Here is a 25,205-nt window from a genome sequence, read left to right on the forward strand (position 1 = left end):
AGATTGCGAGGTTTCCATGAACATCACCCTGCCCACCCCGGTTTTCGACGCGTCCGCCGCGACCAAAGGGGGCGGCGACTTCGGCGCCCTGCCCGACTGGGATCTGAGCGACCTCTACACCGCGCCCGATGCGCCCGAGTTCGCGCGCGACATGGGCTGGCTGGAGAAAGAATGTGCGGCCTTTGCCGCCGATTACGAGGGCAAGCTTGCCACGCTCGATGCCGCCGCGATGGCAGACTGCATCGCGCGTTACGAGGCGATCGAAACCACGGCGGGGCGCATCATGTCCTATGCCGGGCTGCGCTATTACCAATGCACAACCGATGCGGGCCGCGCCAAGTTCATGGCCGATGCGCAAGACCGCATCACCGCCTTCACCACGCCGCTCGTGTTCTTCTCGCTCGAATTCAACCGCATCGAGGATGCGCGTTATGAGGCCGTCTTTGCCGATCCGGCGGTGGCCCGCTTCAAGCCGGTGTTTGACCGGATGCGCGCGATGAAACCCTATCAGCTCTCCGACGAGCTGGAAAAATTTCTGCACGATCAATCCGTCGTGGGGGCGGCGGCATGGAACCGGCTGTTTGACGAGACCTCTGCCGCGCTCACTTTCACGGTGGATGGCGAAGCGCTGAACCTTGAGGCCGCGACCACGCTGATGAGCGATCATGACCGCGCCAAACGCGAGGCGGCCGCGCGCGAGCTCGCCCGCGTCTTTGGTGAGAACGTGAAGCTCTTTGCCCGCGTCCACAACACGCTCGCGAAGGAAAAGGAGATCGAGGACCGCTGGCGGAAAATGCCCACCCCCCAGACCGGGCGGCATCTTTCCAACCATGTCGAGCCCGAGGTGGTGGAGGCGCTGCGCAATGCGGTGGTGACCGCCTATCCGCGGCTCTCGCACCGTTACTATGCGCTCAAAGCCAAATGGCTCGGGCTCGAAAAACTGCAGATCTGGGACCGCAACGCCCCCCTTCCGACCGAGACGCCGCGCAAGATCTTGTGGGACGAGGCAAAGGCCACGGTGCTTGGCGCCTATGGCAGCTTTGCGCCGAAAATGGCGGAGATTGCCGAACCCTTCTTCGAAAAAGGCTGGATCGACGCGGGCGTGAAGCCCGGCAAGGCGCCCGGCGCCTTTGCCCACCCCACCGTGACCACCGTCCACCCCTATGTGATGCTCAATTACCTCGGCAAGCCGCGCGATGTGATGACGCTCGCCCATGAGCTGGGCCACGGCGTGCATCAGGTGCTGGCCGCGAAACAGGGGCCGATGCTCTCGGACACACCGTTGACGCTGGCGGAAACCGCTTCGGTCTTTGGCGAGATGCTGACCTTCCGGGCGCTTCTCGATGCCGCCCAAACGCCCGCCGAGCGCAAGCAGCTTCTGGCCGGCAAGGTCGAAGACATGATCAACACCGTGGTGCGGCAGATCGCGTTTTACGATTTCGAATGCAAGCTCCACGCCGCGCGCGCCGAGGGCGAGCTGACGCCCGAGGATATCAACGCGCTCTGGATGTCGGTTCAGGGCGAAAGCCTCGGCCCGGCGTTCGAGTTCATGGAGGGCTATGAGACCTTCTGGACCTATATCCCGCATTTCGTCCACTCGCCCTTCTACGTCTATGCCTATGCTTTCGGCGATGGTCTCGTGAACGCGCTTTACGCGACCTATGCGGGCGGGCTTGCCGAGTTCCAGACGAAATATTTCGAGATGCTGGAGGCGGGCGGCTCGAAGCACCACAAGGATCTGCTCGCGCCCTTCGGCCTTGATGCCTCTGACCCGGCGTTCTGGAACAAGGGGCTCGACATGATCGCGGGCTTCATCGACGAGCTTGAGGCGATGGAGGCGTAACGTCTTCCTTTGCCTGCTCCCCGGCCCCTGCTAGCCTTTCCCAAAAGGGAGGAGATCATGGGCTGGGGAAAACGCATTGCCTTCGGGCTGGGCGGAGTTTTGGTGCTGGGGGCGGCGGCGTTTTTCACGCTCGCCCCCGGGATCGCGGAAAACGGGCAAAACCGGGTCGTGCCGCATGCGCCCTGGCCGGTGAGCCCCGAGGCAGCACAGCTGCACCAAAGCCTCGTCATCGGCGATCTGCATTCCGACGCGCTGCTCTGGGACCGCGACCTGCTGACCCGGTCAAGCCGCGGCCATGTCGACCTGCCGCGGTTGCGCGCGGGCCATGTGGCGATGCAGGTGTTCACCACCGTCACCAAATCCCCCGCCGGGCAGAATTACGAGCATAATTCAGAAGATGCGCGCGACAATATCACCACGCTGGTGATCGCCGAGGCGCGCCCGCCGAAAACATGGTTCAGCCTCACGGAGCGGGGCCTCGATCAGGCCGCAAGGCTCAATGCCATGGCCGCGCGCGCGCCCGATCAGCTTGTGGTGGTGCGCACAGCCGCCGATCTTGAGCGCGTGCTGGCCGCGCGCGCGGACGGGGCTCAAACCGTGGCGGGCATCCTTGGCGCCGAGGGCGGCCATGTGCTCGAGGGCAAGCTCAAAAACCTCGACCGGCTTTATGATGCGGGCTTCCGGCTGATGGGGCTCACCCATTTCTTCGACAATGAGCTTGGCGGCAGCCTGCATGGCGAGGAGGACGCGGGCCTCACCCCCTTCGGGCGGGAGGTGGTGGCAAAGATGGTCGAGAAACACATGGTGATCGACCTCGCCCATGCCTCCGAAAAGATGGCGCGCGAGGTGCTGGCGATGGCGGGCACGCGCCCGATCGTCAGCCACGGCGGCCTCCATTCGGTCTGCCCGGTGAAGCGCAACTTCCCCGACGATCTGATGCAGGCGGTGGCGGCAAAGGGCGGGCTGATCGGTATCGGCTACTGGAAGGATGTGACCTGCGACGCTTCCCCCGCGGGCGTGGCCAAGGTGATCGTGGCCGCGGTGGCGCTGGTGGGCGAGGACCATGTTGCGCTCGGCTCGGATTTCGACGGCGCGGTGGAGACGGAATTCGACAGCTCCGAACTCGCCGCCCTGACCCAGGCGCTGATGGACGCGGGCCTGAGCCCCGAGATCATCGCCAAGGTCATGGGCGCCAATATGGCGCGCTATCTGCGCGACACCCTTCCCCGATAATGCCCCGGAGGGGGGGCGGGGGGCCTCGCCCCCCGGTCAAGCGGGGGGCCGGGGGGCGGCAGCCCCCCGCGGGTCGCCCCGGTCCCGCCGGGGCGAAACCTCTCACGCCCAGAGGCTCTCCACCTCGAACCGGGTCAGACGCGGATGCGCAAGCGGGCCGAAACCGGCGAGCCCCTCCAGCTGCGGAAACTGCGCCTCGAAGAGCGAGAGCATGCGCGGATCGATCATCCGCTCCACCCCCTCGCCGGGGTGGAACGCCTCCACCTCCAGCCCGGCCACGCGCAGCGAGCCATGGTTTTCCAGCACCACATGATAGACCGTGACCGGCGCAAGCGGCGTCACCTCGATCACGCTCACCCCGTCGATGAAAGCACGCGCAGGCACATAGGCGGCCTCGCCCCCGATCACAGCCCGGAGCCGCGGATCGCGCAGGCACAGCCGCGCCCGTGGCCCGAGCACGAGATCGGGCACCGGACGGCCCACCCCGAGAGCCTCGGCGGTGATCCGTGTCAGGCGGACCGTATCGCGCCCCTCAGCCGCACCGTGCTCCGGGTAAATCATCATCGAGCCAACCCAGGTGATCGTTTCAAGCCCGCCCTCTCCGGTGCGTGCGCGCATCCCCGGCACCAGATCCTCGACAGCCACCGGCCCGGTCTCGGTGGCAATGACCGAGCCCCGGGCGAGCGCCGAGAAAGCCTCCTCGAACAGCGGCGTCGCAGGAGCCAGCCGGATGCTGTCCCGAATCTCGCCCGCATTATCGCACCAGATCGCCTCGTAGCGGCGGGTAAGCGGCATCGTCCGCACCGGCCGCGGCGCGGGAATCGCATGACGCGACCGGCCAGACGGAGACAGCGCCTCGGCTGCGGGCAAAGGCTGCCCGGCCCCGCCCGGGTGAGAATACGACATGGCACAGCCTTTCGGTCTGGTCACATCTGCGCGGCCCCCACCGGATGCAGAGAGACATCGCCATCCTGCGCGCCCGAAATGGTCCCGTCAAATTCCTGCGGGAATTGCGCAGGGCGAGGGGACCAATCCGCACGCGTCGCGGTGGACTGAAAGCCCCCTCTGCAACAATGCCCGGATCTCGCCGCAATTGGTTCGAATCACCGCGCCGGCCCCCGGTGCCCCCGCCCCGGCGCGCCGTGCCAATGCGGGGCCTCGGTGCGGCGCCTCGGTGCGCGGCCTCGGCCCCGCAACGCCGGCCCGTTCCGCGCGCCTCCTCGGCATCAAGGTTTCGTCTCTCATTGCGGCGGTGTTTGGGCGCGCCAGGGTATCGGTGCGGCCAAACACCGCCCGGAGTGGCGCCATTCGTTCCGCAGGGAAGGGCTTTTGCGTGCGATCAGAGCCGGATCGCCGAGATCAGCCGACCGTAATCGACTTCTCCCAGGTGAGTCGTGCGGCGGTAGGAATAGAACCGCTCGGGGTCGGAATAGGTGCAGTGCCGCGTCCATTCGGCCGCGCCCACCCCCGCGGCCCGCAGCCGCGCGAGGCTGTAGGCGGGCAGATCGAACATCGGTTTTCCGTTCGGCCCGGCCGCAAAGAACCGTGCGTTTTCCGCATCCTCGACGAGGAAATTTTCCATGAAATCATGGCCCACTTCATAGGCCCGCTGGGAGATGCAGGGCCCGATCACCGCGGTGATCTGTGCGCGCCGCGCGCCCAGCCGCTCCATCGCGGCAAGCGTCTCCTCGAGGATGCCGTCGAGACTGCCGCGCCAGCCCGCATGGGCCGCGCCGATCACCCCGGCCCTGCGGTCGGCAAAGAGCACTGGCTGGCAATCGGCGGTGAGCACGGTGAGCAGGAGCCCCGGCGTCGCCGTCACCAGCCCGTCGGCCTGCACCTTTCCGTCGAAGGGGGCGTCAACGGCGACCACATGGGCCGAATGCACCTGCCAGATCCCCACCATCGCCGCGGGCGCCACCCCCATCGCCTCGGCCACCCGGGCGCGGTTGAGCGCCACGGCTTCGGTCTGGTCGGAAGAGCCATGGCCACAGTTGAGCCCGGCAAAAACACCCGAGGAGGCACCGCCCTTGCGGGTAAAAAAGCCATGCGGCGTGCCGGCAAGCGCCGGTGCAGTCAGGATTTCGAGCGTGGTGGGCATGGTCGGGTCGGTCAGGCCTGGAGGGGAGAGGAGGGATGGGCAAGGTCGAAGCCCGGCGGCAGCGGGGCGGTGGCAGGGTAGATGGCAAGGCTTTGGAACACCTGACCCATTTCTTCGGGATGGGTCAAGCGCCGATGCGCGGCAACATGGGCCTCCAGGGCCGCCCCCGACAGCGCACGGGCAAGCGCCTCGGCGCGGGGGGTGATGCCGAGCCGTTCCAGAACCACGCCCTGCGCGGTCATCGCCGAGACCGCGGCACCGGCCGCGCGTGCGGCTGCGGCAAGAGGCGCAAAAGCGACATGGGCGGTCAGATCCGCTTCTCCCGGCATTGCGAACGGGTCGCAGGGCGCATGGTCCCTGACCGCCTGAAACGTGTCGCCGAGGCTCGTCCAATGGCCATAATCGACGATCAGGGCCACGCCGCCATGGCGCACGATCCGCCCCGCGATCTCGTCCATGATCGGCGGGCCGGCAGGGCAGATCTCGACCACATCGCCCGGTCGGGTGTCTGCAAGCCGCGGCTCGAGCGCGGCAAGCCGCGTCGGCGGAGCCAGACCGGGGATGAGACGGTCTGCGCTCAGACCCACCTGCCGCTCCGCCCAGCCCGCCTCGACGCGGACAAACTGACGGATCGGCAGCGCATCGAAGAATTCGTTCGCCAGCAGAAAGAGCGGCGCCTCGGGCAAGCTTGCGATGTTTTCATGCCAGGTCACGGCACGGGGCGCGAGCCGGTCGCGCTGAAGCGCACGCAGCTTGGGCGAAGCCTCGACCAGATGCACTTCCGCCGCGGCCGCCATCCCCGGCACAGCGCGGATCGCGCGCAGCACATCGGCCATCAACGTGCCACGCCCGGGCCCGCATTCGGCGAGCGTGAAAGGGGCGGGCCGCCCCTGATCAAGCCAGACCTGCGCAAGGCAGAGCCCGAGCATTTCGCCGAACATCTGGCTGATCTCGGGCGCCGTGATGAAATCGCCCCCGCGCCCGAACGGGTCGCGGGTAGCATAATAGCCGTGTTCGGGATGCAGCAGGCATTCGGCCATATAGGCATCCAGCGGGATCGGCCCCTCCGCCGCAATCCGGCGCAGAAAAATTTCTGCAAGCCGCGTCATGCCCGGCCCCGGGCGCGGGCACGGGCGCGCAGGACAAAGAAGAACCCGACCAGGATCATCGGGATCGACAGCACCTGCCCCATCGTCAGCCCCGCTTCGCCGATTTGCCAGACATAGCCCATCGGATTGGTCGCGGAGGTGAATTGAAGATCGGGCTGGCGGAACAACTCGACGAAGGCGCGCGCCGCGCCGTAACCTGCCAGAAACACCCCCATCACCTGCCCCGGGCGACGCAGCGCCCCCGTGACGGCGAGGCTCCAGAGGATCACGCCAAGCAAGATCCCCTCAAGCCCGGCCTCGTAAAGCTGCGAGGGGTGACGGGCGCAGATCCCGTCGATCTGGCCCGCCCAGCCGTGGCAGGTCTGTGCCGCCTCGGTCGGAAAAATGACGCCCCAGGGCAGGTCGGTCGGGCGCCCCCAGAGTTCGGGCTTGATGAAATTGGCGATACGGCCGAAAAACAGCCCGATCGGCGCCACAAGGGCAAAGGCATCGCCCACCGAGAGCGCCGGATAGCGGCCCCGCCAGCAAAACCACAGCCCCGCCACGACGACGCCGAGAAAACCGCCGTGAAAGGCCATCCCCCCTTCCCAGAGGCGGAGCACGGCGAGCGGGTCGGCGAGATAGGTCGCGGGGTCATAAAAGATCACATAGCCGAGACGGCCGCCGAGAATCACGCCCAGAATCACTGCGGTAAGCAGATCCTCGACCCGCTCGGCCGGCATCGGCGCAACGCCGCCCCAGAGCCGGGGCCGCCGCATCAGCGCCATGACGATGCGCCAGCCCGCGATCAACCCGGCGATATAGGCCAGCGCATACCAGCGGATCGGCAGGCCAAGGCCCGGAATCACGAAAGCGTCGGGGGAAATCTCGGGGAATGGGATCGCCATCTGGTCCTCGCTGATCCGGTCGCATCTGCCGCGCGGCCAAAAGGCCCGCCTGCTGCGGCGAAGTCAACCGCTCTCGCGGCCCCTCACGGCCTTGTCTCCGCGCGCGAGCGCGACCATATAGGGGCGAAGGTCGGGCGGCCGCCCGGGGTCCAAGAGGGAAAAGCGATGCAATCTTCGAACAAGATTTTCGACGAGATGTCGAAACTGATGACCAATGCGATGGGCGTTGCTCAAGGCGCCAAGACGGAAGCCGAGACGGCGATGAAAAGCTGGATGGACCGCTGGCTTGCCGAACGTGACTTCGTCACCCGCGAGGAATTTGACGCGGTGAAGGCGATGGCGATCAAGGCGCGCGAGGAAAACGAGGTGCTGAAAGCCCGTCTCGACGCGCTCGAAGCAAAATAAGCCGCACGGGCCCGCCCCTTGAGGGCAGCGGGCCGCCATGCCGCCCCCGAAGCACCCCGGCAAGATCGCGCGGGGTGCTTTGCAATTTCGCCCGCCTGCCCGCCCCTGCGAAACAGCACACCGCTCCCCCCTTCGACTTTGCTCAATATCCCGGGGGTCCGGGGGCGGAGCCCCCGGCGGGTCGTCCCGGCCCTGCCGGGACGAAACTCACTCAAGCGCCACGTCCTGCACCAGCGCACCGTCGGGGCGGTAGACAAGCACCCGCCCGGTATCGCTCACCACCACGGTGAAGCCCCGCCCGAAGGTGACCGTCTCCGCCTTCACCCCGTCCGGCAGCACGATCTGCTCGGGCAGCCTTGGCAATACCGGCGCACGCGGCAGCCGCGTGACAAGGAGCCCGATGATCGTTACAAGGCCCACGATCATCACCCCGGCGAGCGTCGTGGTGAGCAGCTTCAGAAATCTCACCTCGGGCGGCGGGGCCGGATCGGAAGGCATCATGTCGGACATCGCGTCTCACCTCCTGCGCATCGAGATCGGCGACAACCCCGCCGAACGGCTTGATAAGGCATTGGCCGCGCTTGTGCCAGAAGAAGCCGCCCTCTCCCGCTCGCGCCTTGCCAAGCTGATCGCGGAGGGTGCCGTCACAAAGGACGGCGCCGCCGTCACTGACATCAAGGCGAAGGTCGCTGCGGGCGAGATCTATGAAATCACCCTCGCGGCCCCCCGTGCGGTCGAGACCGCGGCGCAGGACATTCCGCTTTCCGTGCTCTGGGAAGACGACGACCTGATCGTGATCGACAAGCCCGCGGGCCTCGTCGTCCACCCGGCGCCAGGCTCGGAAGACGGCACGCTGGTGAACGCGCTTTTGCACCATTTCGGCGGCAGGCTTTCCGGCATCGGTGGCGAAGCCCGGCCCGGCATCGTGCACCGGATCGACAAGGAGACCTCGGGTCTTCTCGTCGTCGCCAAATCCGACCGCGCCCATCACGGGCTCGCGCATCAGTTCGAAAAGCACACGGTGCATCGCCATTACAGCGCGCTCGTCTACGGCCTGCCCTCGGCCGCCGATCCGCGGCTGCGCGGCATCCGCGGCGTGAATTTCGAGGCCGGCAACATCCTCAAGATCACCTCGCAACTTGCCCGCCACCCGACCGATCGGCAGCGTCAGGCGGTGCTCTTCACGGGCGGACGCCATGCCGTCACCCGCGCCCGCGTGGTCGAAAGCTTCGCCGGTGTCGCGGCGCTCGTCGATTGCTGGCTCGAGACCGGGCGCACGCATCAGATCCGCGTGCATATGGCCCATGTTGGGCATGGGCTCGTCGGCGATCCGACCTATGGCGGCAAGCGCAAGCTGCCGGCGCGGCTGATCGGGGCTGAGGCGGCCACCGCCGTCGCCGCCTTCCCGCGTCAGGCACTCCATGCCGCCACGCTCGGCTTCACCCATCCGGTGACGGGGGAGGAGCTGAGCTTCACCTCGCCGCTCCCCGCCGATCTGACCGCGCTGATCGAGACCCTGCGGCAGGCTTCAGCAACGCCCTGAGCGCTCACAGTTCCGTCAAGCCCGCTTGCCCTGCGCCGGAAAGCGGTTCATGGTCCGTTCAGCCCCCGAGACCGGATGCCCGCCGCCCGCCTGCCCTTGAAAGCCGGAGCGCCGGGCCCCATTTTCCGGGGTCGAAGGGAGAATGACCGCCGATGAGCACCTATGCCAACCTGCCAGCCCCCAGCCCCGAACAGGGCCTGAACCGCTATCTGCAGGAGATCCGGAAGTTTCCGCTTCTGGAACCGGAAGAGGAATACATGCTCGCCAAGGCCTGGGTCGACCATCAGGATCCGCAGTCGGCGCATAGGCTCGTCACCTCGCATCTGCGGCTCGCCGCAAAAATCGCCATGGGCTATCGCGGCTACGGCCTGCCGCAGGCCGAGGTGATCTCCGAGGCGAATGTGGGGCTGATGCAGGCGGTGAAACGCTTCGATCCGGAGCGCGGCTTCCGGCTCGCCACCTATGCGATGTGGTGGATCCGCGCCGCGATCCAGGAATATATCCTGCGCTCTTGGAGCCTTGTGAAGCTCGGCACCACCTCGGCGCAGAAAAAGCTGTTCTTCAACCTGCGCAAGGCAAAATCGAAGATCGGCGCATTGGAAGAGGGCGATCTGCGCCCCGATGCGGTGGCCCAGATCGCCAAGGATCTCAACGTCTCGGAAGATGACGTGGTGGAGATGAACCGCCGCCTTGCGGGATCGGATGCCTCGCTCAACGCGCAGGTGGGCTCGGCCGATGGCGACAGCGCCACGCAATGGCAGGACTGGCTTGAGGACGAGACCGCCGATCAGGCCGAGGCCTATGCCGAGGCTGACGAACTGGAAGCACGTCGCGCCATGCTGATTGCGGCGATGGATGTGCTCAACGAGCGCGAGCGCGATATTCTGATGGCGCGACGGCTGCGCGATGAGCCGGTGACGCTTGAGGAGCTTTCGGGCCAGTATGAGGTGAGCCGCGAGCGGATCCGCCAGATCGAGGTGCGCGCCTTCGAGAAGCTGCAAAACCGCATGAAAGCGCTCGCAAAAGAAAAGGGCATGGCGCTCTTCGGCTGATCCACCTTGCTGCCCCCTGCCGCGCGCGCTAGCCTGACCGGGTTAGCGCAAACGGAGGGCAGGATGGAACCGGTGAACTGGGGTATTCTGGGGGCGTCGAATTTCGCGGCCCATCGCATGGGGCCCGCGCTCCATGCCGCCCGGGGCTCGCGGCTTGCCGCGCTGGCAACCTCCAGCGCCGAAAAGGCCGCCCCCTTCGCGGCTTTCGCCCCGGGGCTGAAACTGCATGAGAGCTACGCGGCGCTGCTCGCCGATCCCGAGATCGAGGCGGTCTATATTCCGCTGCCGAACACGCTCCATGTGGAATGGGGGATCCGCGCGCTTGAGGCCGGCAAACATGTGCTGATCGAGAAGCCGCTGGCGATGACGGCCGCGGAGATCACCCCCCTGATCGCGGCGCGCGACCGGGCGGGCAAATGCGCGGCCGAAGCCTATATGATCGTGCATCATCCGCAATGGCAACTGGTGCGGCGCTGGCTCGACGAGGGGCGGATCGGTCGGCTGAAACACGCCGATGTGGCCTTCACTTTCGACAATCCCGACCCAGCCAATATTCGCAACCGCGCCGATGTGGGGGGCGGCTCGATCCCCGATATCGGCGTTTATGCCTATTCCTCGGTGCGTTTTGCCGCCCGTGCCGAACCGGTGACACTGCAGGCGAAGATCCGCCGCGAGAATGGCGTCGACACGTTCACGCAGGTCTGGGGCGATATGGCGGGGCCGGGCGGGCCGTTCAGCTTTGCCGCGCTCACCTCGACCCGGCTCTTTCCGCGTCAGGAGGTAACCTTTCAGGGCGAAACTGGCCGGATCACGCTTTCGGCCCCTTTCAACGCGGGCGTCTTCGGCGAGGGCCAGGTGAGCCTTCACGGCTTCAGCACGACCGAAACCCACCGCTTCCCGGGCGTGAACCAGTATGTGCTTCAGGTGGAGGCCTTTGTCGCCCATATCCGCGAAGATGTCCCCTTCGCCTGGACGCTGGAAGACGCCCGGAAAGGTCAGGCGATGATCGACATGGTGCGCGCGGGCGAGATCTGACGCGCCCGGCGCCCCCTCCTCCTCAGGCCAGTTTTGCCAGCCGCTCCTCGAGCACGTCGAAGGGCACGCCGGGCTCATCTTTGGCGCAGCGGATCACCAGAGACGTCTTCACGCTCGCCACATTTTCCGCCGCGGTCAGCTCGCCGGTGAGAAAATTCTGGAACGTGCTCAGATCGGGCGCGGCGCATTTCAGCACGAAGTCGATCTCGCCATTGAGCATGTGGCATTCGCGCACGAGCGGCCAGGCCTTGCAGCGGCGCTCGAAGGCGCTCAGATCGGTCTCGGCCTGGGAATGCAGCCGCACCATCGCGAAGACCTGCACCTCGAAGCCCAGTTCGCGCGGGTTCACATCGGCATGGTAGCCGCGGATATAGCCCGCCTCCTCCAGCGTGCGCACCCGGCGCAGACAGGGCGGCGCGGAGATCCCCACGCGCTTGGCGAGTTCCACGTTCGTCATGCGGCCGTCAGCCTGAAGCTCGGCCAGAATCTTCCGGTCGATCTCGTCGAGCTTGCTCGTGCCCATGCGTCCCTCCTTGGTTGCGCAAACCTTATATATCGGCGCCTTGGGGCGCAATATTGTTTCGCCCCGCCCGGCGCAAGCGCAATCCGCTCCCGAATCATGCCGCGAGCCCAGCGAAACGACGCCGGGCGCTTTCCCATCCTCTGCGTGACGCTTATATGAGCAGCAGGTTCAACAAGGAGCAGACGATGGGTGAGACGAAACGGACGAAGCTCTTGATCATCGGGTCCGGTCCGGCAGGCTATACCGCCGCCGTCTATGCTTCGCGCGCGATGCTGAGCCCGGTTCTTGTGCAGGGGATGCAGCCGGGCGGGCAGCTCACGATCACCACCGAGGTGGAAAACTGGCCCGGCCGCACCGAGGTGCAGGGCCCCGATCTGATGGTGCAAATGGAAGAGCATGCCCGCGCGATGGGCACCGAGATCATCTCCGACATCATCACCAAGCTCGATCTGGGCGCCCGCCCCTTTGTTGCGACGGGCGATTCGGGCACGAGCTATATCGCGGATGCGGTGATTCTGGCGACGGGGGCACAGGCGCGCTGGCTTGGCCTGCCCTCTGAAAGCAAGTTCCAGGGCTTTGGTGTCTCGGCCTGCGCCACCTGCGACGGGTTCTTTTACCGTGGCAAGGAAGTGGTCGTGGTGGGCGGCGGCAATGCCGCGGTCGAGGAGGCGATGTTCCTGACCAATTTCGCTACCAAGGTCACGGTGATTCACCGCCGCGACAGCTTCCGCGCCGAGAAGATCCTGATCGAGCGGCTGATGAAAAACCCGAAAATCGAAGTGATCTGGGATTCGGTCGTCGAGGAGGTGCTGGGCACGGAGGCGCCCTTGGGCGTCACCGGCTGCCGGGTGAAAAATGTGAAAACCGGCGCCGAGACCGAGATCCCCTGCCACGGCTTCTTCGTGGCGATCGGCCATGCCCCGGCCTCGGAGCTGGTGAAGGACCAGTTGGACCTGCACCACGGCGGTTATGTGACGGTTGAACCGGGCACCACGCGCACCACCATTCCGGGCGTGTTCGCAGCGGGCGATCTCACAGACCATGTCTACCGTCAGGCCGTCACCTCCGCGGGGATGGGCTGCATGGCGGCGCTCGATGCCGAGCGCTGGCTTGCCGCCGAGGGCCTTGCGGAATGATCCCCTTTTCCGGCACGGTCTGGCGCATTCTCGCCGCAGAGCGTGCCGGGGAGGCCACCGCCCCGGCGCGTCATCCGGAGGGGCGGTTTCACCATTCAGGGCAGACCGCGCTTTATGCCTCGCTTACGGCGGAGGGCGCGGGCGTTGCTATTGCGCGGTATCTTGCCCCCGGCGACGGGCCGCGGGTGATCGTGCCGCTGCGCGTGGAGGCCGCGCGGATTGCCGACCATCGCGGAGAGCCTGCACTTTCCGTGATCTGGCAAGAAGACCGCGCCGCCACCGGCGCCCCCTCCCCCACCTGGGCGTTTTCGGATGCGGCGCGCCGGGCCGGCGCGCAGGGGCTGCTCTATTCCTCGCGCTCGCGCCCCGAGCTTGCGCATCTCGTACTCTTCGATCTCTCGCCCGGGCTGCTGACGCCCGCAGACCCGCTGTGCTATGCTACTCAAGCCTTCCGCGAAGCCTGAGAAAAACCACGGCATTGACCCTTGTCGGTTCCGCAATCGCATCGAGAGAGAGGCTTGCGCTGCATCGCCCGATTTTGAGCCGGATCGACCTTTCCGATCTGATCAGCGCCGCACCCGCAGCATGCCGCCCCCGGCATCGCGCGCGAGGCGCGCGAAAATCGGCGCAGAGAGCATCGCCACCGCCGCGACCATCCCGAACACCGGGGCGAAATCTGGCGCCTCGAGCACGGCATGCCCGCTCAGCCTCTGCGTACCCGTCAAACCGAAGGCCGCGAGGGTGATGCCGATCGAGCCCGAAAGCTGTTGCAGAACCGAGGTGAAGGAAGTGGCCGAACTCATCCGCTCGGCGGGCACCTCCGCATAAGCGATGGCGTTGATCGCGGTGAATTGCAGCGACCAGCCGACCCCGGCAACAAACAGCGGCACCACGATCAGCACCCAGGGTGTGGTGGCGGTAAACGCGATCGGCAAGAGCATCAGCGCCGAGGAAATCACCGCATTGGCGAGCAGCACGCGGCGAAAGCCGAACCGGTCGAGGATCGGTTTGGCGACGAATTTCATCGTCATCGCGCCGAGCCCCGAGGCGAAGGTCAGCGCGCCCGACTGGAACGGGGTCATCGCGAAGCCGAGCTGGAAGAGCAGCGGCAACAGGAACGGCCGCGCCCCGGCGCCGATGCGGAACAGGGTGCCCCCCAGCGCGGCAATACGGAAGGTGGGGATGCGCAGGAGGCCAAGATCGACGAGCGGTTCCTCGACCCGCCCCGCATGCACGACATAGGCGGCGACAAGCGCGATGCCGCCGAGGGTGAACCCTGCAATCAAGAGCGGCACGGAGAGGTCGAGCCCCGCCAGTGTCACCCCGGTCAGCAGCGTGCCCAGGCCGGGGCCGAGCAGCAGAAAGCCGCGCAGATCGAAGCGACGCCGGGTCTCGGCGGTGATCTGCGGCACGAACAAAGTCACCAGCACGAGGCCGAGCGCGGCGATGGGCAGGTTTATCCAGAAGATCCAGCGCCAGTCCCAATATGTGGTGATGAAGCCGCCCAGAAGCGGCCCCAGCACCGGCCCGATCAACGCGGGCACGGTAAGCCAGGCGAGCGCATTGACGAGTTCGGCGCGCGGCGTCGTGCGCAGCACGATCAACCGTCCGACCGGCACCATCATCGACCCGCCGATGCCCTGCAGCACGCGCGCGGCGACCAGCCCGGCCAGCGTATCCGCCGCGCCGCAGGCGATCGAGCCCGCCGCAAAGACCCCGATGGCGAGGCGAAAGATCGGCCGCGCGCCGAAGCGGTCGGCGGCCCAGCCCGAGGCCGGAATGAAGATGGCGAGCGCCAGCATATAGGAGGTCAGCGCGAGTTTGAGGTGGATCGGCGAAGTGCCGAGGTCGCGGGCGATCTGCGGCAAGGACGTCGAGATCACATTGGCGTCGAGCGTCTCCATCAAAAGCGCGACGGCGACGATCAACGGCATCAGCCGCGCCCGGATCAGCGAACGCAGCGCGGCCCGGGTCATTCGCGGAAGTCCATGGCAAGAGGCGGATCTGGGAGGAAGCTTGTCATGGTCGTCTCGTCGTCTGATGCGGCTTTCCGCGTATCCGGCCTGTCTAGCCCCCTCCGCTCCGGTACGAAATGGCTAATTCCGGTCGCGGCACGATGCCTCTTCGGGGCCGCCGCGGGCCTCAAACACGAGGGCATTGGGAGCCTCTTGAAGGGCAATTGCCGCATCTTTCAGGGCACGAATGCGGCGCCAGAAATGATTTTCATTATATTACAAATATTTGCCTCCTAACGGCCTCTGAAGGCCGCGGATTACGGCAAGCCTCCAGGGCGCGTCAGCCCCTCCCGCCCGGGCCCGGCCTCCGAGCCCGGCGTCATTGCCTTGTCACGCCAATCGGGTAAGCTGGCTTCATGCGGGGACGTGGCGTGAACCATATCGAGCTTTCGGTGCTCGACTACGAGGCCTCGGTGGCGTTTTACGATGCGCTGTTCGGCTGGCTCGGCTACATGAGCTTCTCGACGCTCGATATCGGCTACCGCTCCACCTATTACATGGCCGCGAAACCCTTTCCGCACAGCTACATCGGGCTGCAACCGGCGCATTCAGGCACAAAGATCGACTTTGCCGCACGCCCGGTGGGGCTGCATCATCTGGCCCTTTGGGCACGCTCGCGCGCCGAGGTCAAGGCTTTCCATACCGAGTTCTTGCTGCCCCACGGGCTTGTGGTCACCGATGCACCCAAAGCCTATGATCTTTATGCGCCGGGCTATTATGCCGTTTTCTTCGATGATCCGATCAATGGATTCCATCTGGAATTGGCGCATATTCCCCGCATCGCCCCCCCGGCCGCCTATTGGCGCTGGTGGCGTGCGATGAAGGCGGAGGAGCGCCACCATCCCGACTGGGGCTCGATCTTCCGCAAGGGGATGCGCGAGTTGCCACGGCGCGGCCCATAGGCCGAGCATGCAAAAGGCCGCCCGGGGGCGGCCTTGCAGGGTTTGCAGGGATCGTGCTTATGCAGCTACCGGAGTTCCGGCCTTGGCGGCGGCCTTCGCCTTTTCCTTGGCTTTCTTCTTCGCCCGCGCGCGCGAGCGGTTGATCGCCACGAACATGCTCATCACCAGCGCCGCCGAAACCGCCTCGACCAGCGTCGCCGGAACGACGAGTTGCAGCATCTCGGTCGACATCATGTTGATGTTGCCGAGCGCCACGAACGTCAGCCCGAACACCATGAACCACGAGATCAGGCCCGCGAAGATACCGCCGAAGCGGGCAAGCAACATGCGCAGCGTGAGCGCGTAAACAAGCGCCCAGCCCGCCCAGACCAGCATCTGCATCGGCGTGCCGGGGAACTCCGTCCCCAGAGCGCTGAAATAGTCTTCCCACTCGGCCTTGAGCCAGTAGGCATTGATGCCGAATTCGCAGGCGGAGATCCACATCCACCCCGCGACGATCGGCGTCAGACTCGATTTAAGACCCATGACTTCCCCCTAGAATGAAAAAATTGTTCCCACGATAGCACTGCACCGGTCCGCAACAAACGGCGTGCTTTGACGCAGTTTGCAGAAACTCATTCTGCGCCGCGGCAATTTCACGTCATAGCCGTCTCTTTTGCGCCATTTACCGTGCTTTCACTTGAAAAACCCTGTCAATGCGGGCAAATCGCGGCGCAAGCGCCTTGGCGCGTTGATGTTGTATTCGAAAGCAGGCCCTGCGATGACCCTTCCCAACCTCGCTCCCATTCCGGAGCTTTACGTTTCTCACGAATCTGCGCTCAAGCTGAAGGTCGAAGCCGCCACCCTGCCATCCTGGGATCTCACGGCGCGCCAGATCTGCGACCTCGAACTGCTGATGAATGGCGGGTTCTCGCCCCTCAAAGGCTTTCTGAGCGAGGCGGATTACAATGGCGTCGTCGACAACATGCGGCTGGCCGATGGCACGCTCTGGCCGATGCCGATCACGCTCGATGTGAGCGAGAAATTCGCCGAAGGCATCGCCCCCGGTCAGGATATTGCGCTGCGCGACCAGGAAGGCGTGATTCTCGCCATCCTCTCGGTCACCGACAAATGGGAGCCGAACAAGGCGAAAGAAGCCGAAAACGTGTTCGGCGCCGACGACCTCGCCCATCCGGCGGTGAATTACTTGCACCATACCGCGGGCAAGATCTATCTCGGCGGTCCGGTGACCGGCATCCAGCAGCCCGTGCACTACGATTTCAAGGCCCGCCGCGACACGCCCAACGAGCTGCGCGCCTATTTCCGCAAGCTCGGCTGGCGCAAGATCGTCGCTTTCCAGACCCGCAACCCGCTGCACCGCGCGCATCAGGAACTGACCTTCCGCGCCGCCCGCGAAGCGGAGGCGAACCTGCTCATCCACCCCGTCGTCGGCATGACCAAGCCGGGCGATGTGGACCATTTCACCCGTGTGCGCTGCTATGAGGCGGTGCTCGACAAATATCCGCAATCGACCACGACGATGAGCCTTCTGAACCTCGCGATGCGCATGGCCGGCCCCCGCGAAGCGGTCTGGCACGGGCTCATCCGCAAGAACCATGGTTGCACCCATTTCATCGTCGGGCGCGACCATGCCGGTCCGGGCAAGAACTCCGAGGGCAAGGATTTCTACGGCCCCTATGATGCGCAGGATCTCTTCAAGCAATATGAGGCGGAAATCGGCCTGACCATGGTCGACTTCAAGCACATGGTCTATGTGCAGGAACGCGCAAGCTATTTCCCGGCAAACGAAGTGCCCGAAGGCTGCACCGTGCTCGATATTTCGGGCACCGAACTGCGCCGCCGCCTGCGCGAAGGGCTCGACATTCCGGAGTGGTTCTCCTTCCCGGAAGTGGTGTCCGAGCTGCGCCGCACCTCGCCGCCGCGCGCCAAACAGGGCTTCACCGTATTCTTCACCGGGCTTTCCGGCTCGGGCAAGTCGACCATCGCCAACGCGCTGATGGTGAAGCTGATGGAGATGGGCGGGCGCCCGGTGACGCTGCTTGACGGCGATGTGGTGCGCAAGCATCTCTCCTCGGAACTCGGCTTCTCGAAAGAGCACCGTGACATCAACATCAAGCGCATCGGCTATGTGGCGTCGGAAATCACCAAGAACGGCGGCATCGCGATCTGTGCGCCGATCGCCCCCTATACGGCCACCCGGCGTGCCGTGCGCGAGATGATCGAGGCTTACGGCGCTTTCGTCGAAGTGCATGTCGCCACGCCGATCGAGGAATGCGAGGCGCGCGACCGCAAGGGGCTCTACAAGCTCGCCCGCGAAGGCAAGATCAAGGAATTCACCGGCATTTCCGACCCCTATGAAGTGCCCGGCAACCCCGAACTGGCCGTCGACACGACCGGTGTCGATGTCGACCACTGCGCGCATCAGGTGATCCTGAAGCTCGAGTCGATGGGCCTGATCAAGGGCTGAACCGGTCAGCCAGGAAACAAAAGGGGCGCCTCGTGCGCCCCTTGCTCATTCCGGGGTCGGTCGGGCGTGGCAGACGCCCCAGCGCACGTTAGTGCACGCTCAACGCCACCGCCTCGTTGGCGCGCGCCAGATGAAAGGCCATCCAGCGATCCTTCACCAGCGCCAGCCGCTCGCCATTCGCGGCATGAAGCGCATAGATCCGCGTTGCCCCGCCCGCCTGAGCGCGAATGTCTTCGGGCAGGTCCGAGACGGCGACCGGCCGCACATAAAGGATGCGCTCCTCCCCCATCTCCGGGCCGAAATCGAATTTATGGTTCATCTCATATCCCCCACTCAACGTTTGCGGATCGGAATTGTCTGCACCACCGGCTCGGGCTGGGCCCGTTTCAGATCAACATGCAGCAGGCCGTTCTCGAGCCCCGCTCCCGACACCTCGACGCCATCGGCCAGCACAAAACTGCGCTGGAAGGCGCGCGCGGCAATGCCGCGATGCAGAAAGACCCGTTCGGCGCCCTCGTCGGCCTGACGACCGCGAATCACCAGCGCGCGATCTTCCATGGTGATCGCAAGATCAGCCTCGGCAAAACCGGCCACGGCAAGCGTGATGCGGAATTCGTCAGGCCCGGATTGCTCGATATTGTAAGGGGGATAGGCGTCGGAGGATTTTGCGGTCCGCTCGACGAGGCGTTCGAGTTGATCGAACCCCAGTAGATAAGGATGTGCGCCGAAGCTCAGTTTCGTCATCTGGCAAGCCCTTTGGAAAGCGACGTGCGAAGCAGGGCCCCGCGGTGCGGCAGCCCGATGCAGACGATATGGGGTCTGAAGCGACGGGTGCAAGAGGGGGCAGGCCGGCAAGACGGTTGAAATTTTCCCCGCAACCGCAAGTTATCGCTATACTTCGGGAATTCCGGAGCGACTCGCGCGCGCCCGGAACGTGATCCAAGACCCCTGTCACAACAGTTCCGGAACCCGCCATGAATGCCCATAGCGACACGCCGCTGGAGATGAACCCGGAAGATGTGATGCGGGTGAAGCTTGAGGTGTTGCGCCGGGAGCATCGTGACCTCGATGAGGCGATCACCGCGCTGATCGCCGCGGCGCACCCCGACCAGTTGCGTCTGGTACGGCTGAAAAAGCAGAAGCTGTCGCTCAAGGACCAGATCGCCCGGATCGAAGACCGCCTCACCCCCGATATCATCGCCTGAGCGGGTCCGCACAACCGCTTGCCCCCGCAAACCGGCCGCCTATAGTGCCGGTTCCGAAATTTGGGGGGCCGAATGGGCGTGAAAGTGGGAATCATCATGGGCAGCCAGTCCGACTGGGCGACCATGCGCGAAGCGGCGACGGTGCTCGACGAGCTGGGCGTGCCCTACGAGAAAAAGATCGTCTCGGCGCATCGCACCCCTGACCGGCTCTGGGCCTATGGCAAATCCGCCGTCGACCGCGGCCTTCAGGTCATCATCGCGGGCGCGGGCGGCGCCGCGCATCTGCCCGGCATGATGGCCTCGAAAACCCGTGTCCCGGTGGTGGGCGTGCCGGTGCAGACCCGCGCGCTCTCGGGCGTCGACAGCCTCTATTCGATCGTGCAGATGCCCAAGGGGTTCCCGGTGGCCACGATGGCAATCGGCGCGGCAGGCGCGGCCAATGCCGGGCTGATGGCCGCGGGTATCCTCGCGTTGCAGGACGCCGAGCTTGCCGCAAGGCTCGATGCGTGGCGCGCCGCCCTCTCCGCCTCGATCCCCGATGAGCCGCAGGATGAGTGAGATGCTGAAACCGGGCGCCACGATCGGCATTCTGGGCGGCGGCCAACTCGGGCGGATGCTCTCCGTCGCCGCTTCGCGGCTGGGTCTCAAATGCCATATCTACGAGCCCGGCGCGGGCGCCCCCGCGGGGCAGGTGGCCGAACGGATCTTCACCGCACCTTATGGAGATACCGGCTGCCTGCGCGCCTTTGCCGAAGGCGTCGATGTCATCACCTACGAGTTCGAAAACATCCCGACCGCAGCGCTCGACCTGCTCGAGAGCTTGCGCCCGATCCGGCCCGGCCGCCATGCGCTGGCGATCAGCCAGGACCGGATTCTCGAGAAAAGCTTCCTCAACGAAATTGGCCTCACCACCGCCCCCTGGGCCGAGGTGACAGATGCCGCAAGCCTTGAGGCGGCCATCGCAAGCATCGGCGCGCCCTCGATCCTGAAAACGACGCGCCTTGGCTATGACGGCAAGGGCCAGGCGCGCATCATGACCCCCGAAGACGCGCCTGCAGCGCTTGCGGCTATGGGCGGCGCCACGGCGGTGCTCGAAGGGTTCGTCGATTTTTCCGCCGAGATCTCGGTGATCGCCGCGCGCGGGCTTGATGGTGCGGTGGCCTGCTATGACCCGGGCGAGAATGTGCACCGCGCGGGCATCCTGCATACCACCACGGTACCCGCAAAGATCCCGCCGTCGCTGCGCTCGGATGCGGTGCTGATCGCCGCGCGAATCCTTAACGCGCTAAATTATGTGGGCGTGCTCGGCGTCGAGCTTTTCGTGACGCCCGGGGGCCTTCTGGTGAACGAGATCGCACCCCGGGTGCATAATTCGGGCCACTGGACGCAGGCCGGCTGCGCGGTTGACCAGTTCGAGCAGCATATCCGAGCCATTGCCGGCTGGCCCTTGGGCGACGGCAGCCGCTATGCCGATGTCGAGATGCTCAACCTGATCGGCGCGGATGTGGCGCGCGTGCCGGAGTTCGCAAGGGCGAAGAACACGCAGATCCACCTTTACGGCAAGGCCGAGGCGAAGCCCGGCCGCAAGATGGGCCACGTCAACCGCGTGCTGTGAAGGCAACGCGGGGGACGCGGCCGCGCCGCCCGCCCCTAGCTGCGCTCGAGATTGAGCGCAATAAGGTCGGTCACCTGCTCGGCATGGGTCACCGGCAACATATGCCCGCCACCCGGAATGCAGGCCGTGCCGACATCCGCCATCCGCGCCGCGAGCGCAGTACAGACATCTGCCACGATCGGCGGGCTCTTGTCGCCGTGGACCAGCATCACCGGCGCCTCGATTCCCTCGATCCCGTCTTCGCGCCAGATCCGCCCCGGATCTTCGAAATTCGCTGCCGAGATGTTGCGGACCATCGGCATCGAGGCGCAAAACCGCGCGCGCTGATGCTCGGGCAGTGCCGCCCAGGGCACGCCGGCGCCCCACTCGCGCATGAAACCTTTCGCCGCCGCCTCGTAATCGCCGTCGTCGATCAGCGCCTCGAAATGGTCCTGATGCCCGCGCAGGTCGCGCCATTGCGGGCTTCCCTCGACGGCGCGAAAGAGCACCGGCTCGATCAGCGTGAGCGAACGCACCGCCTCGGGCGCCCCCACCGCGATGCGCAGCGCGACCGAAGCACCGAAACTGTGGCCGATCAGATCGACGGGACGCGAGATGAAACTTGCCGCAATCTGTGTCACCAGCCGCTGATAGGCTCCGGGCTCCGGCTCCGGATCCTCCCAGGGCGGGGACTGGCCATGGCCGGGCTGATCGAAGACTGTGACGGTGAGACGATCGGCGAGCGGGGTAAGCACGGGGGCCCAAAGGCTCGCTGCGCCAAGCGTGCAATGCACCGCCAGCGCCGGGCGCCCCCCCTGCCCGATCTCATGCCACCAGATCTGATGCCCCATGCGCCGGTCATGCGCCATCAGAGGCCCGCCAGATGTGCATCGAGAAAATCGAGCCGGTCCTGCCCCCAGAACCGCTGGTCACTCTCGCGCACGATGTAGAAAGGCGAACCGAAAACGCCGCGCTCGACCGCCTCCTCGAGGTTCTTTTCATAGGCCATCGCGCCGGTGAAGAGCCCCGAGGTGACAAGGCCAGGGTCGAACCCGGCGGCTTCGAGCTTTTCGCGCAGCACGTCATCCTCGGCGATGTTGCGTTCTTCGACCCAGACCGCATGCAGGATGCCGCGCACGAGCGCGCCGACATCGCCCCCGCCCGCCGCCTGAGCCGCGATCACCGCATAGGAGGCGGGCGCGCCATTGGGCGGATAGCCGACGGGCCTCAGCACCATCTCCATGCCGAGATGCTTCGACCAGCGCTCAAGCTCCTGCATCCGGTAATCGAGCCGGCTCTGATGGCGCTGCGCGGGCCGCACGCCCCCGGTGCGATCAAAGAGCGTGAGCAGGTCAAGCGGCTTGTAAGTGAGGCTCGCCCCGTGTTTTGCGGCGATCTGCTCCAGCCGGTCCCCGGCCAGATAGGTCCAGGGGCTGAAGACAGAGAAAAAGTAATCGATATGCGCCATAGTATCGCTCCCCCGGCTTGCAAGGTTTGCGGGCAGGCTAGCCCGGTGCTAAGGCAGGCGCAATCCGGCGAATCCTGCCCCGCCGGCGCGCGTGAAAGGACCGAAGATGCCCGCGATGACCGAACCGAAGCTCATTTCCGGCAATGCCAACCGCCCGCTGGCGCAGGCGATTGCGCGGCGCATGTCGATGCATCGCGGCATGTCAGTGGGTCTTGTCGACGCCCGGGTCGAACGGTTCAACGATCAGGAAATCTTCGTCGAGGTCTATGAGAACGTCCGCGGCGAGGACATGTACATCATCCAGCCGACCTCGAACCCGGCCAACGACAACCTGATGGAACTGCTGATCATGACCGATGCGCTCAAGCGCTCGTCGGCAGACCGGATCACCGCCGTCATCCCCTATTTCGGTTATGCCCGCCAGGACCGCCGCGCCAAGGCGCGCACGCCGATTTCGGCGAAGCTGGTGGCGAACCTGCTCACCGAGGCAGGCGTGGACCGGGTGCTGACGCTTGATCTGCACGCCACGCAGATTCAGGGCTTCTTTGATATCCCGGTCGATAACCTCTACGCCGCGCCGGTCTTCGCGCTCGACATCTTGCACAATTTCAAGGGCCAGCTTGAGGATGTGATGGTGATCTCGCCCGACGTGGGCGGCGTGGCGCGCGCGCGCGAGCTGGCCAAACGCATCGGCGTGCCGCTCGCCATCGTCGACAAGCGCCGCGAGAAGGCGGGCGAAGTCGCTGGCATGACCGTGATCGGCGACGTGACCGGCAAAAAATGCATCATCGTCGATGACATCTGCGACACGGCGGGAACGCTCGTCAAAGCCGCCGATGTGCTGATCGAGGCGGGGGCGACCGAGGTCCATGCCTATATCACCCATGGCGTGCTCTCGGGCCCGGCGGTGGGGCGCATCACCGGCTCGGTGATGAAATCGCTGGTGATCACGGATTCGATCGAGCCGACCGAGGCCGTGAAGGCGGCGGCGAATATCCGCATCGTGCCGACCGCGCCGATGTTCGCGCAAGCGATCCTCAACACTTGGTCGGGCACCTCGGTCAGCTCGCTTTTCGAGACCGATACGCTGGTGCCGATCTATGAAGGGCTCTATTCGGCACAATGAGCGCGCCCCGTTGACCGGGTGAAGGGGGGCGCAGCCCCCCTTCTTCATTTCAGATGCGCAAGGAAAGTCTCCACCTCGGCCTCGGTCGTGGCCCAGCTCGTCACCATCCGCGCCGAAAGGGCTTCCGCCGCATCGCCTTCGAGCGATTGATCGAACGGCCAGAGATAATAAGCCGCGCCCGCCGCATGAAGGCGCCGGTGCGCCCCGCGCGGGAAGGCCGCGAAAACCTCGTTCGCATCGGTCGGGTGTAGCAGATGCGCGCCCGGCACGGTGCGGATACCCGCCGAGAGCCGCGCGGCCATCGCATTGGCATGCCGCGCGAGATCGAGCCAGAGATCGCCCTCAAGGTAAGCCGCCATCTGCGCCGCCAGAAAGCGGTGCTTGGAGAACAGATGCCCGCCACGCTTGCGGCGCGTTTCGAACTCATGCGCACGGGCGGGGTTGAAAAGGATCACCGCCTCCACCCCCATGCAGCCGTTTTTGGTGCCGCCAAAGCTCAGCGCCTCCACCCCCGCCTTCCAGGTCATCTCCGCAGGCGTGCAGCCCGCCGAGACGAGCGCATTGGCAAAGCGCGCCCCGTCCATATGGACAGGCAGCTTGAAATCACGCGCGATCGCACAGATCGCGGCCACTTCAGCGGGCGTATAGACCGCCCCCGCCTCGGTGGCATTGGTCAGCGAAACCATGCCGCGCTGGACATTGTGGATGCCGCCGCGCCCGGTATGGGCGATGATGCGGCGCAGCGCGCCCGGGTCCATCTTCGCATCGGCACCATCAACGAGCACGAGCTTCGCGCCACCGGTGTAAAACTCCGGCGCGCCGCATTCGTCCTCTTCGATATGGGCGTTGCGGTGGCAGAAGATCGCGCCCCAGGGCTGGGTCAGCGCGGCACAGGAAAGCGCATTGGCCGCGGTTCCGGTGGGCACAAGATAAACCGCCGCCTCGGGTGCCTCGAAAATCGCGCGCAGCCGCGCCACCACCTCGGCGCTCAGCGAGTCGGCGCCATAGGAGGGGACGTGGCCGGCATTGGCGGCGGAAAGCGCCGCAAGGATCGCGGGCGCGACCCCGGCGGTATTGTCAGAGGCAAAGTGCATTCAGAGATCCTCGATCACATAGTCCTGCCAGTCGTCCTCGGGCACCTCGGCCTCGGAGACGGTCCAGCCCCGCACCGATTGTCCCGCCTCATGCACCGTCTCGGTCGAGCCCGAGATCAGATAGTGCCAAGCGGGGAGCGGCAGCCCTTCCCAGCGCAGCCGGTAAGCACAGGTCACAGGCATCCAGTACACGCTTTTCTTCAGCGATTTCGGCGTCAGACGCACGCATTCGGGCACATAGCGGTGCCGCGTCTCATAGGAGCGGCAGCGGCAGCTCTCGCCGTCGAGCAGCTTGCAGGCAACACGGGTGAATTCGAGCTCGCCCGTATCCTCGTATTCAAGCTTGTTGAGGCAGCACTTGCCGCAGCCGTCGCAGAGAGCCTCCCATTCCGCGGGAGTAAGTGCCTTGAGTGGCAGGGTCCAGAAATCAGGGCGAAGCGTGGTCATTGCCGGGAACCTGCCCCATG

28 protein-coding genes are annotated in these 25,205 nt (G+C 65.6%); 14 read left to right on the plus strand and 14 right to left on the minus strand.

Annotated elements, in window-relative coordinates; genetic code table 11:
* Nucleotides 1-16: 16 nt before the first annotated feature.
* Entirely contained in the window at nt 17-1,843 is a 1,827-nt protein-coding gene (locus CRO22_RS08305; RefSeq protein ID WP_097069680.1) for a M3 family oligoendopeptidase, read from the plus strand.
* 57 nt (nt 1,844-1,900) lie between these two features.
* A complete protein-coding gene (locus CRO22_RS08310) occupies nt 1,901-3,076 on the plus strand; it encodes a dipeptidase (RefSeq protein ID WP_097069681.1) in 1,176 nt (391 codons plus the stop codon).
* Between the two features lie 102 nt (nt 3,077-3,178).
* Here CRO22_RS08310 and CRO22_RS08315 read toward each other — a convergent pair whose 3' ends face one another.
* The 4 genes from CRO22_RS08315 to lgt form a co-directional block, all read right to left on the minus strand.
* Nucleotides 3,179-3,871, minus strand: coding sequence for a Hint domain-containing protein (locus tag CRO22_RS08315; protein WP_176518590.1), 693 nt, complete (start codon nt 3,869-3,871; stop codon nt 3,179-3,181).
* Nucleotides 3,872-4,415: 544 nt separating this feature from the next.
* Nucleotides 4,416-5,177: a peptidoglycan editing factor PgeF gene (pgeF, locus tag CRO22_RS08320; RefSeq protein WP_097069683.1), complete on the minus strand. Its 762-nt coding sequence runs from the start codon at nt 5,175-5,177 to the stop codon at nt 4,416-4,418.
* Nucleotides 5,178-5,188: 11 nt separating this feature from the next.
* Nucleotides 5,189-6,286, minus strand: a complete 1,098-nt coding sequence (locus CRO22_RS08325) for a class I SAM-dependent methyltransferase (protein ID WP_097069684.1) — start codon at nt 6,284-6,286, stop codon at nt 5,189-5,191.
* Nucleotides 6,283-7,173: a prolipoprotein diacylglyceryl transferase gene (gene lgt / locus CRO22_RS08330; RefSeq protein ID WP_097069685.1), complete on the minus strand. Its 891-nt coding sequence runs from the start codon at nt 7,171-7,173 to the stop codon at nt 6,283-6,285. The genes CRO22_RS08325 and lgt overlap by 4 nt, the downstream gene beginning before the upstream one ends.
* 165 nt (nt 7,174-7,338) lie before the next feature.
* Here lgt and CRO22_RS08335 point away from each other — a divergent pair, with 165 nt between their 5' ends.
* Complete coding sequence (locus tag CRO22_RS08335) at nt 7,339-7,578, plus strand: accessory factor UbiK family protein (protein WP_097069686.1); 240 nt, start codon at nt 7,339-7,341, stop codon at nt 7,576-7,578.
* Between the two features lie 207 nt (nt 7,579-7,785).
* Here the strand turns inward: CRO22_RS08335 and CRO22_RS08340 are convergent, their stop codons facing one another.
* Nucleotides 7,786-8,088, minus strand: coding sequence for a DUF6476 family protein (locus CRO22_RS08340; protein WP_097069773.1), 303 nt, complete (start codon nt 8,086-8,088; stop codon nt 7,786-7,788).
* Between CRO22_RS08340 and CRO22_RS08345 the strand changes: the two genes are divergently transcribed.
* The 3 genes from CRO22_RS08345 (at nt 8,078) to CRO22_RS08355 (ending at nt 11,208) form a co-directional block, all read left to right on the plus strand.
* Nucleotides 8,078-9,121: an RluA family pseudouridine synthase gene (locus CRO22_RS08345; RefSeq protein ID WP_097069772.1), complete on the plus strand. Its 1,044-nt coding sequence runs from the start codon at nt 8,078-8,080 to the stop codon at nt 9,119-9,121. The genes CRO22_RS08340 and CRO22_RS08345 overlap by 11 nt on opposite strands.
* A 152-nt stretch (nt 9,122-9,273) precedes the next feature.
* On the plus strand, nt 9,274-10,173 hold the full coding sequence (gene rpoH, locus CRO22_RS08350) for an RNA polymerase sigma factor RpoH (RefSeq protein ID WP_097069687.1): 900 nt from the start codon (nt 9,274-9,276) through the stop codon (nt 10,171-10,173).
* 63 nt (nt 10,174-10,236) lie between these two features.
* Nucleotides 10,237-11,208 carry a Gfo/Idh/MocA family protein gene (locus CRO22_RS08355; RefSeq protein WP_097069688.1) on the plus strand — a complete coding sequence of 324 codons (972 nt, stop codon included), beginning with the start codon at nt 10,237-10,239 and terminating at the stop codon, nt 11,206-11,208.
* 22 nt (nt 11,209-11,230) lie between these two features.
* Here the strand turns inward: CRO22_RS08355 and CRO22_RS08360 are convergent, their stop codons facing one another.
* Nucleotides 11,231-11,731: an Lrp/AsnC family transcriptional regulator gene (locus CRO22_RS08360; RefSeq protein ID WP_097069689.1), complete on the minus strand. Its 501-nt coding sequence runs from the start codon at nt 11,729-11,731 to the stop codon at nt 11,231-11,233.
* 185 nt (nt 11,732-11,916) lie between these two features.
* Here CRO22_RS08360 and trxB point away from each other — a divergent pair, with 185 nt between their 5' ends.
* Nucleotides 11,917-12,867, plus strand: a complete 951-nt coding sequence (gene trxB / locus CRO22_RS08365; RefSeq protein WP_097069690.1) for a thioredoxin-disulfide reductase — start codon at nt 11,917-11,919, stop codon at nt 12,865-12,867.
* On the plus strand, nt 12,864-13,331 hold the full coding sequence (locus CRO22_RS08370; RefSeq protein ID WP_097069691.1) for an RES family NAD+ phosphorylase: 468 nt from the start codon (nt 12,864-12,866) through the stop codon (nt 13,329-13,331). Before trxB ends, CRO22_RS08370 begins: the two co-directional genes overlap by 4 nt.
* 102 nt (nt 13,332-13,433) lie before the next feature.
* Here the strand turns inward: CRO22_RS08370 and CRO22_RS08375 are convergent, their stop codons facing one another.
* The gene (locus tag CRO22_RS08375; RefSeq protein WP_097069692.1) at nt 13,434-14,843 is read right to left on the minus strand and encodes a DHA2 family efflux MFS transporter permease subunit; all 1,410 of its coding nucleotides are present in this window, start codon (nt 14,841-14,843) and stop codon (nt 13,434-13,436) included.
* Nucleotides 14,844-15,238: 395 nt separating this feature from the next.
* On the opposite strand from CRO22_RS08375, the gene CRO22_RS08385 reads away from it, so the two are divergent.
* Complete coding sequence (locus CRO22_RS08385) at nt 15,239-15,784, plus strand: VOC family protein (protein ID WP_097069694.1); 546 nt, start codon at nt 15,239-15,241, stop codon at nt 15,782-15,784.
* 57 nt (nt 15,785-15,841) lie between these two features.
* Here CRO22_RS08385 and CRO22_RS08390 read toward each other — a convergent pair whose 3' ends face one another.
* The gene (locus CRO22_RS08390) at nt 15,842-16,309 is read right to left on the minus strand and encodes a hypothetical protein (RefSeq protein WP_097069695.1); all 468 of its coding nucleotides are present in this window, start codon (nt 16,307-16,309) and stop codon (nt 15,842-15,844) included.
* A gap of 235 nt (nt 16,310-16,544) precedes the next feature.
* Between CRO22_RS08390 and CRO22_RS08395 the strand changes: the two genes are divergently transcribed.
* Nucleotides 16,545-18,251 (plus strand): bifunctional sulfate adenylyltransferase/adenylylsulfate kinase, encoded by a 1,707-nt coding sequence (locus tag CRO22_RS08395; RefSeq protein ID WP_097069696.1) that lies wholly within the window; start codon nt 16,545-16,547, stop codon nt 18,249-18,251.
* Between the two features lie 88 nt (nt 18,252-18,339).
* On the opposite strand, the gene CRO22_RS08400 is transcribed toward CRO22_RS08395, so the two are convergent.
* Together CRO22_RS08400 and CRO22_RS08405 are read right to left on the minus strand one after the other, a co-directional pair.
* Entirely contained in the window at nt 18,340-18,570 is a 231-nt protein-coding gene (locus tag CRO22_RS08400; RefSeq protein ID WP_097069697.1) for a DUF1150 family protein, read from the minus strand.
* A gap of 14 nt (nt 18,571-18,584) precedes the next feature.
* Nucleotides 18,585-18,995 (minus strand): Hsp20 family protein, encoded by a 411-nt coding sequence (locus CRO22_RS08405; RefSeq protein ID WP_097069698.1) that lies wholly within the window; start codon nt 18,993-18,995, stop codon nt 18,585-18,587.
* Nucleotides 18,996-19,225: 230 nt separating this feature from the next.
* Between CRO22_RS08405 and CRO22_RS08410 the strand changes: the two genes are divergently transcribed.
* The 3 genes from CRO22_RS08410 to CRO22_RS08420 all read left to right on the plus strand — a co-directional run bounded on the left by CRO22_RS08410 (nt 19,226) and on the right by CRO22_RS08420 (nt 21,071).
* Complete coding sequence (locus CRO22_RS08410; RefSeq protein WP_097069699.1) at nt 19,226-19,456, plus strand: YdcH family protein; 231 nt, start codon at nt 19,226-19,228, stop codon at nt 19,454-19,456.
* Nucleotides 19,457-19,528: 72 nt separating this feature from the next.
* On the plus strand, nt 19,529-20,014 hold the full coding sequence (gene purE / locus CRO22_RS08415; RefSeq protein ID WP_097069700.1) for a 5-(carboxyamino)imidazole ribonucleotide mutase: 486 nt from the start codon (nt 19,529-19,531) through the stop codon (nt 20,012-20,014).
* Nucleotides 20,007-21,071 carry a 5-(carboxyamino)imidazole ribonucleotide synthase gene (locus tag CRO22_RS08420; RefSeq protein WP_097069701.1) on the plus strand — a complete coding sequence of 355 codons (1,065 nt, stop codon included), beginning with the start codon at nt 20,007-20,009 and terminating at the stop codon, nt 21,069-21,071. The genes purE and CRO22_RS08420 overlap by 8 nt, the downstream gene beginning before the upstream one ends.
* Nucleotides 21,072-21,106: 35 nt before the next feature.
* Here the strand turns inward: CRO22_RS08420 and CRO22_RS08425 are convergent, their stop codons facing one another.
* Together CRO22_RS08425 and CRO22_RS08430 are read right to left on the minus strand one after the other, a co-directional pair.
* Nucleotides 21,107-21,919: an alpha/beta fold hydrolase gene (locus tag CRO22_RS08425; RefSeq protein ID WP_245860921.1), complete on the minus strand. Its 813-nt coding sequence runs from the start codon at nt 21,917-21,919 to the stop codon at nt 21,107-21,109.
* Complete coding sequence (locus CRO22_RS08430) at nt 21,919-22,518, minus strand: 2-hydroxychromene-2-carboxylate isomerase (protein WP_097069702.1); 600 nt, start codon at nt 22,516-22,518, stop codon at nt 21,919-21,921. The genes CRO22_RS08425 and CRO22_RS08430 overlap by 1 nt, the downstream gene beginning before the upstream one ends.
* 106 nt (nt 22,519-22,624) lie before the next feature.
* Between CRO22_RS08430 and CRO22_RS08435 the strand changes: the two genes are divergently transcribed.
* Entirely contained in the window at nt 22,625-23,644 is a 1,020-nt protein-coding gene (locus CRO22_RS08435; protein WP_097069703.1) for a ribose-phosphate pyrophosphokinase, read from the plus strand.
* Nucleotides 23,645-23,688: 44 nt separating this feature from the next.
* Here the strand turns inward: CRO22_RS08435 and CRO22_RS08440 are convergent, their stop codons facing one another.
* Both CRO22_RS08440 and CRO22_RS08445 read right to left on the minus strand, forming a co-directional pair.
* Nucleotides 23,689-24,738, minus strand: coding sequence for a threonine aldolase family protein (locus CRO22_RS08440; RefSeq protein ID WP_097069704.1), 1,050 nt, complete (start codon nt 24,736-24,738; stop codon nt 23,689-23,691).
* The gene (locus CRO22_RS08445; RefSeq protein WP_097069705.1) at nt 24,739-25,185 is read right to left on the minus strand and encodes a YcgN family cysteine cluster protein; all 447 of its coding nucleotides are present in this window, start codon (nt 25,183-25,185) and stop codon (nt 24,739-24,741) included.
* Nucleotides 25,186-25,205 lie beyond the last annotated feature (20 nt).

The organism is Rhodobacter maris, assembly GCF_900217815.1.
GTDB classification, from domain to species: domain Bacteria; phylum Pseudomonadota; class Alphaproteobacteria; order Rhodobacterales; family Rhodobacteraceae; genus Rhodobacter; species Rhodobacter maris.

Excerpts from the sequence above, each read along its gene's own strand:
- CRO22_RS08355 (WP_097069688.1), top strand. The coding sequence starts at position 10,237 with ATGGAACCGGTGAACTGGGGTATTCTGGGGGCGTCGAATTTCGCGGCC.
- CRO22_RS08405 (WP_097069698.1), bottom strand. The coding sequence starts at position 18,995 with ATGACGAAACTGAGCTTCGGCGCACATCCTTATCTACTGGGGTTCGAT.
- CRO22_RS08425 (WP_245860921.1), bottom strand. The coding sequence starts at position 21,919 with ATGGCGCATGACCGGCGCATGGGGCATCAGATCTGGTGGCATGAGATC.
- CRO22_RS08445 (WP_097069705.1), bottom strand. The coding sequence starts at position 25,185 with ATGACCACGCTTCGCCCTGATTTCTGGACCCTGCCACTCAAGGCACTT.
- CRO22_RS08400 (WP_097069697.1), bottom strand. The coding sequence starts at position 18,570 with ATGAACCATAAATTCGATTTCGGCCCGGAGATGGGGGAGGAGCGCATC.
- CRO22_RS08360 (WP_097069689.1), bottom strand. The coding sequence starts at position 11,731 with ATGGGCACGAGCAAGCTCGACGAGATCGACCGGAAGATTCTGGCCGAG.
- CRO22_RS08305 (WP_097069680.1), top strand. The coding sequence starts at position 17 with ATGAACATCACCCTGCCCACCCCGGTTTTCGACGCGTCCGCCGCGACC.
- CRO22_RS08310 (WP_097069681.1), top strand. The coding sequence starts at position 1,901 with ATGGGCTGGGGAAAACGCATTGCCTTCGGGCTGGGCGGAGTTTTGGTG.
- CRO22_RS08395 (WP_097069696.1), top strand. The coding sequence starts at position 16,545 with ATGACCCTTCCCAACCTCGCTCCCATTCCGGAGCTTTACGTTTCTCAC.
- CRO22_RS08410 (WP_097069699.1), top strand. The coding sequence starts at position 19,226 with ATGAATGCCCATAGCGACACGCCGCTGGAGATGAACCCGGAAGATGTG.
- CRO22_RS08335 (WP_097069686.1), top strand. The coding sequence starts at position 7,339 with ATGCAATCTTCGAACAAGATTTTCGACGAGATGTCGAAACTGATGACC.
- trxB (WP_097069690.1), top strand. The coding sequence starts at position 11,917 with ATGGGTGAGACGAAACGGACGAAGCTCTTGATCATCGGGTCCGGTCCG.
- CRO22_RS08340 (WP_097069773.1), bottom strand. The coding sequence starts at position 8,088 with ATGTCCGACATGATGCCTTCCGATCCGGCCCCGCCGCCCGAGGTGAGA.
- CRO22_RS08375 (WP_097069692.1), bottom strand. The coding sequence starts at position 14,843 with ATGACCCGGGCCGCGCTGCGTTCGCTGATCCGGGCGCGGCTGATGCCG.
- rpoH (WP_097069687.1), top strand. The coding sequence starts at position 9,274 with ATGAGCACCTATGCCAACCTGCCAGCCCCCAGCCCCGAACAGGGCCTG.
- CRO22_RS08315 (WP_176518590.1), bottom strand. The coding sequence starts at position 3,871 with ATGCCGCTTACCCGCCGCTACGAGGCGATCTGGTGCGATAATGCGGGC.
- CRO22_RS08390 (WP_097069695.1), bottom strand. The coding sequence starts at position 16,309 with ATGGGTCTTAAATCGAGTCTGACGCCGATCGTCGCGGGGTGGATGTGG.
- CRO22_RS08420 (WP_097069701.1), top strand. The coding sequence starts at position 20,007 with ATGAGTGAGATGCTGAAACCGGGCGCCACGATCGGCATTCTGGGCGGC.
- pgeF (WP_097069683.1), bottom strand. The coding sequence starts at position 5,177 with ATGCCCACCACGCTCGAAATCCTGACTGCACCGGCGCTTGCCGGCACG.
- CRO22_RS08325 (WP_097069684.1), bottom strand. The coding sequence starts at position 6,286 with ATGACGCGGCTTGCAGAAATTTTTCTGCGCCGGATTGCGGCGGAGGGG.
- CRO22_RS08440 (WP_097069704.1), bottom strand. The coding sequence starts at position 24,738 with ATGCACTTTGCCTCTGACAATACCGCCGGGGTCGCGCCCGCGATCCTT.
- lgt (WP_097069685.1), bottom strand. The coding sequence starts at position 7,173 with ATGGCGATCCCATTCCCCGAGATTTCCCCCGACGCTTTCGTGATTCCG.
- CRO22_RS08370 (WP_097069691.1), top strand. The coding sequence starts at position 12,864 with ATGATCCCCTTTTCCGGCACGGTCTGGCGCATTCTCGCCGCAGAGCGT.
- CRO22_RS08385 (WP_097069694.1), top strand. The coding sequence starts at position 15,239 with ATGCGGGGACGTGGCGTGAACCATATCGAGCTTTCGGTGCTCGACTAC.
- CRO22_RS08430 (WP_097069702.1), bottom strand. The coding sequence starts at position 22,518 with ATGGCGCATATCGATTACTTTTTCTCTGTCTTCAGCCCCTGGACCTAT.
- CRO22_RS08345 (WP_097069772.1), top strand. The coding sequence starts at position 8,078 with ATGTCGGACATCGCGTCTCACCTCCTGCGCATCGAGATCGGCGACAAC.
- purE (WP_097069700.1), top strand. The coding sequence starts at position 19,529 with ATGGGCGTGAAAGTGGGAATCATCATGGGCAGCCAGTCCGACTGGGCG.
- CRO22_RS08435 (WP_097069703.1), top strand. The coding sequence starts at position 22,625 with ATGCCCGCGATGACCGAACCGAAGCTCATTTCCGGCAATGCCAACCGC.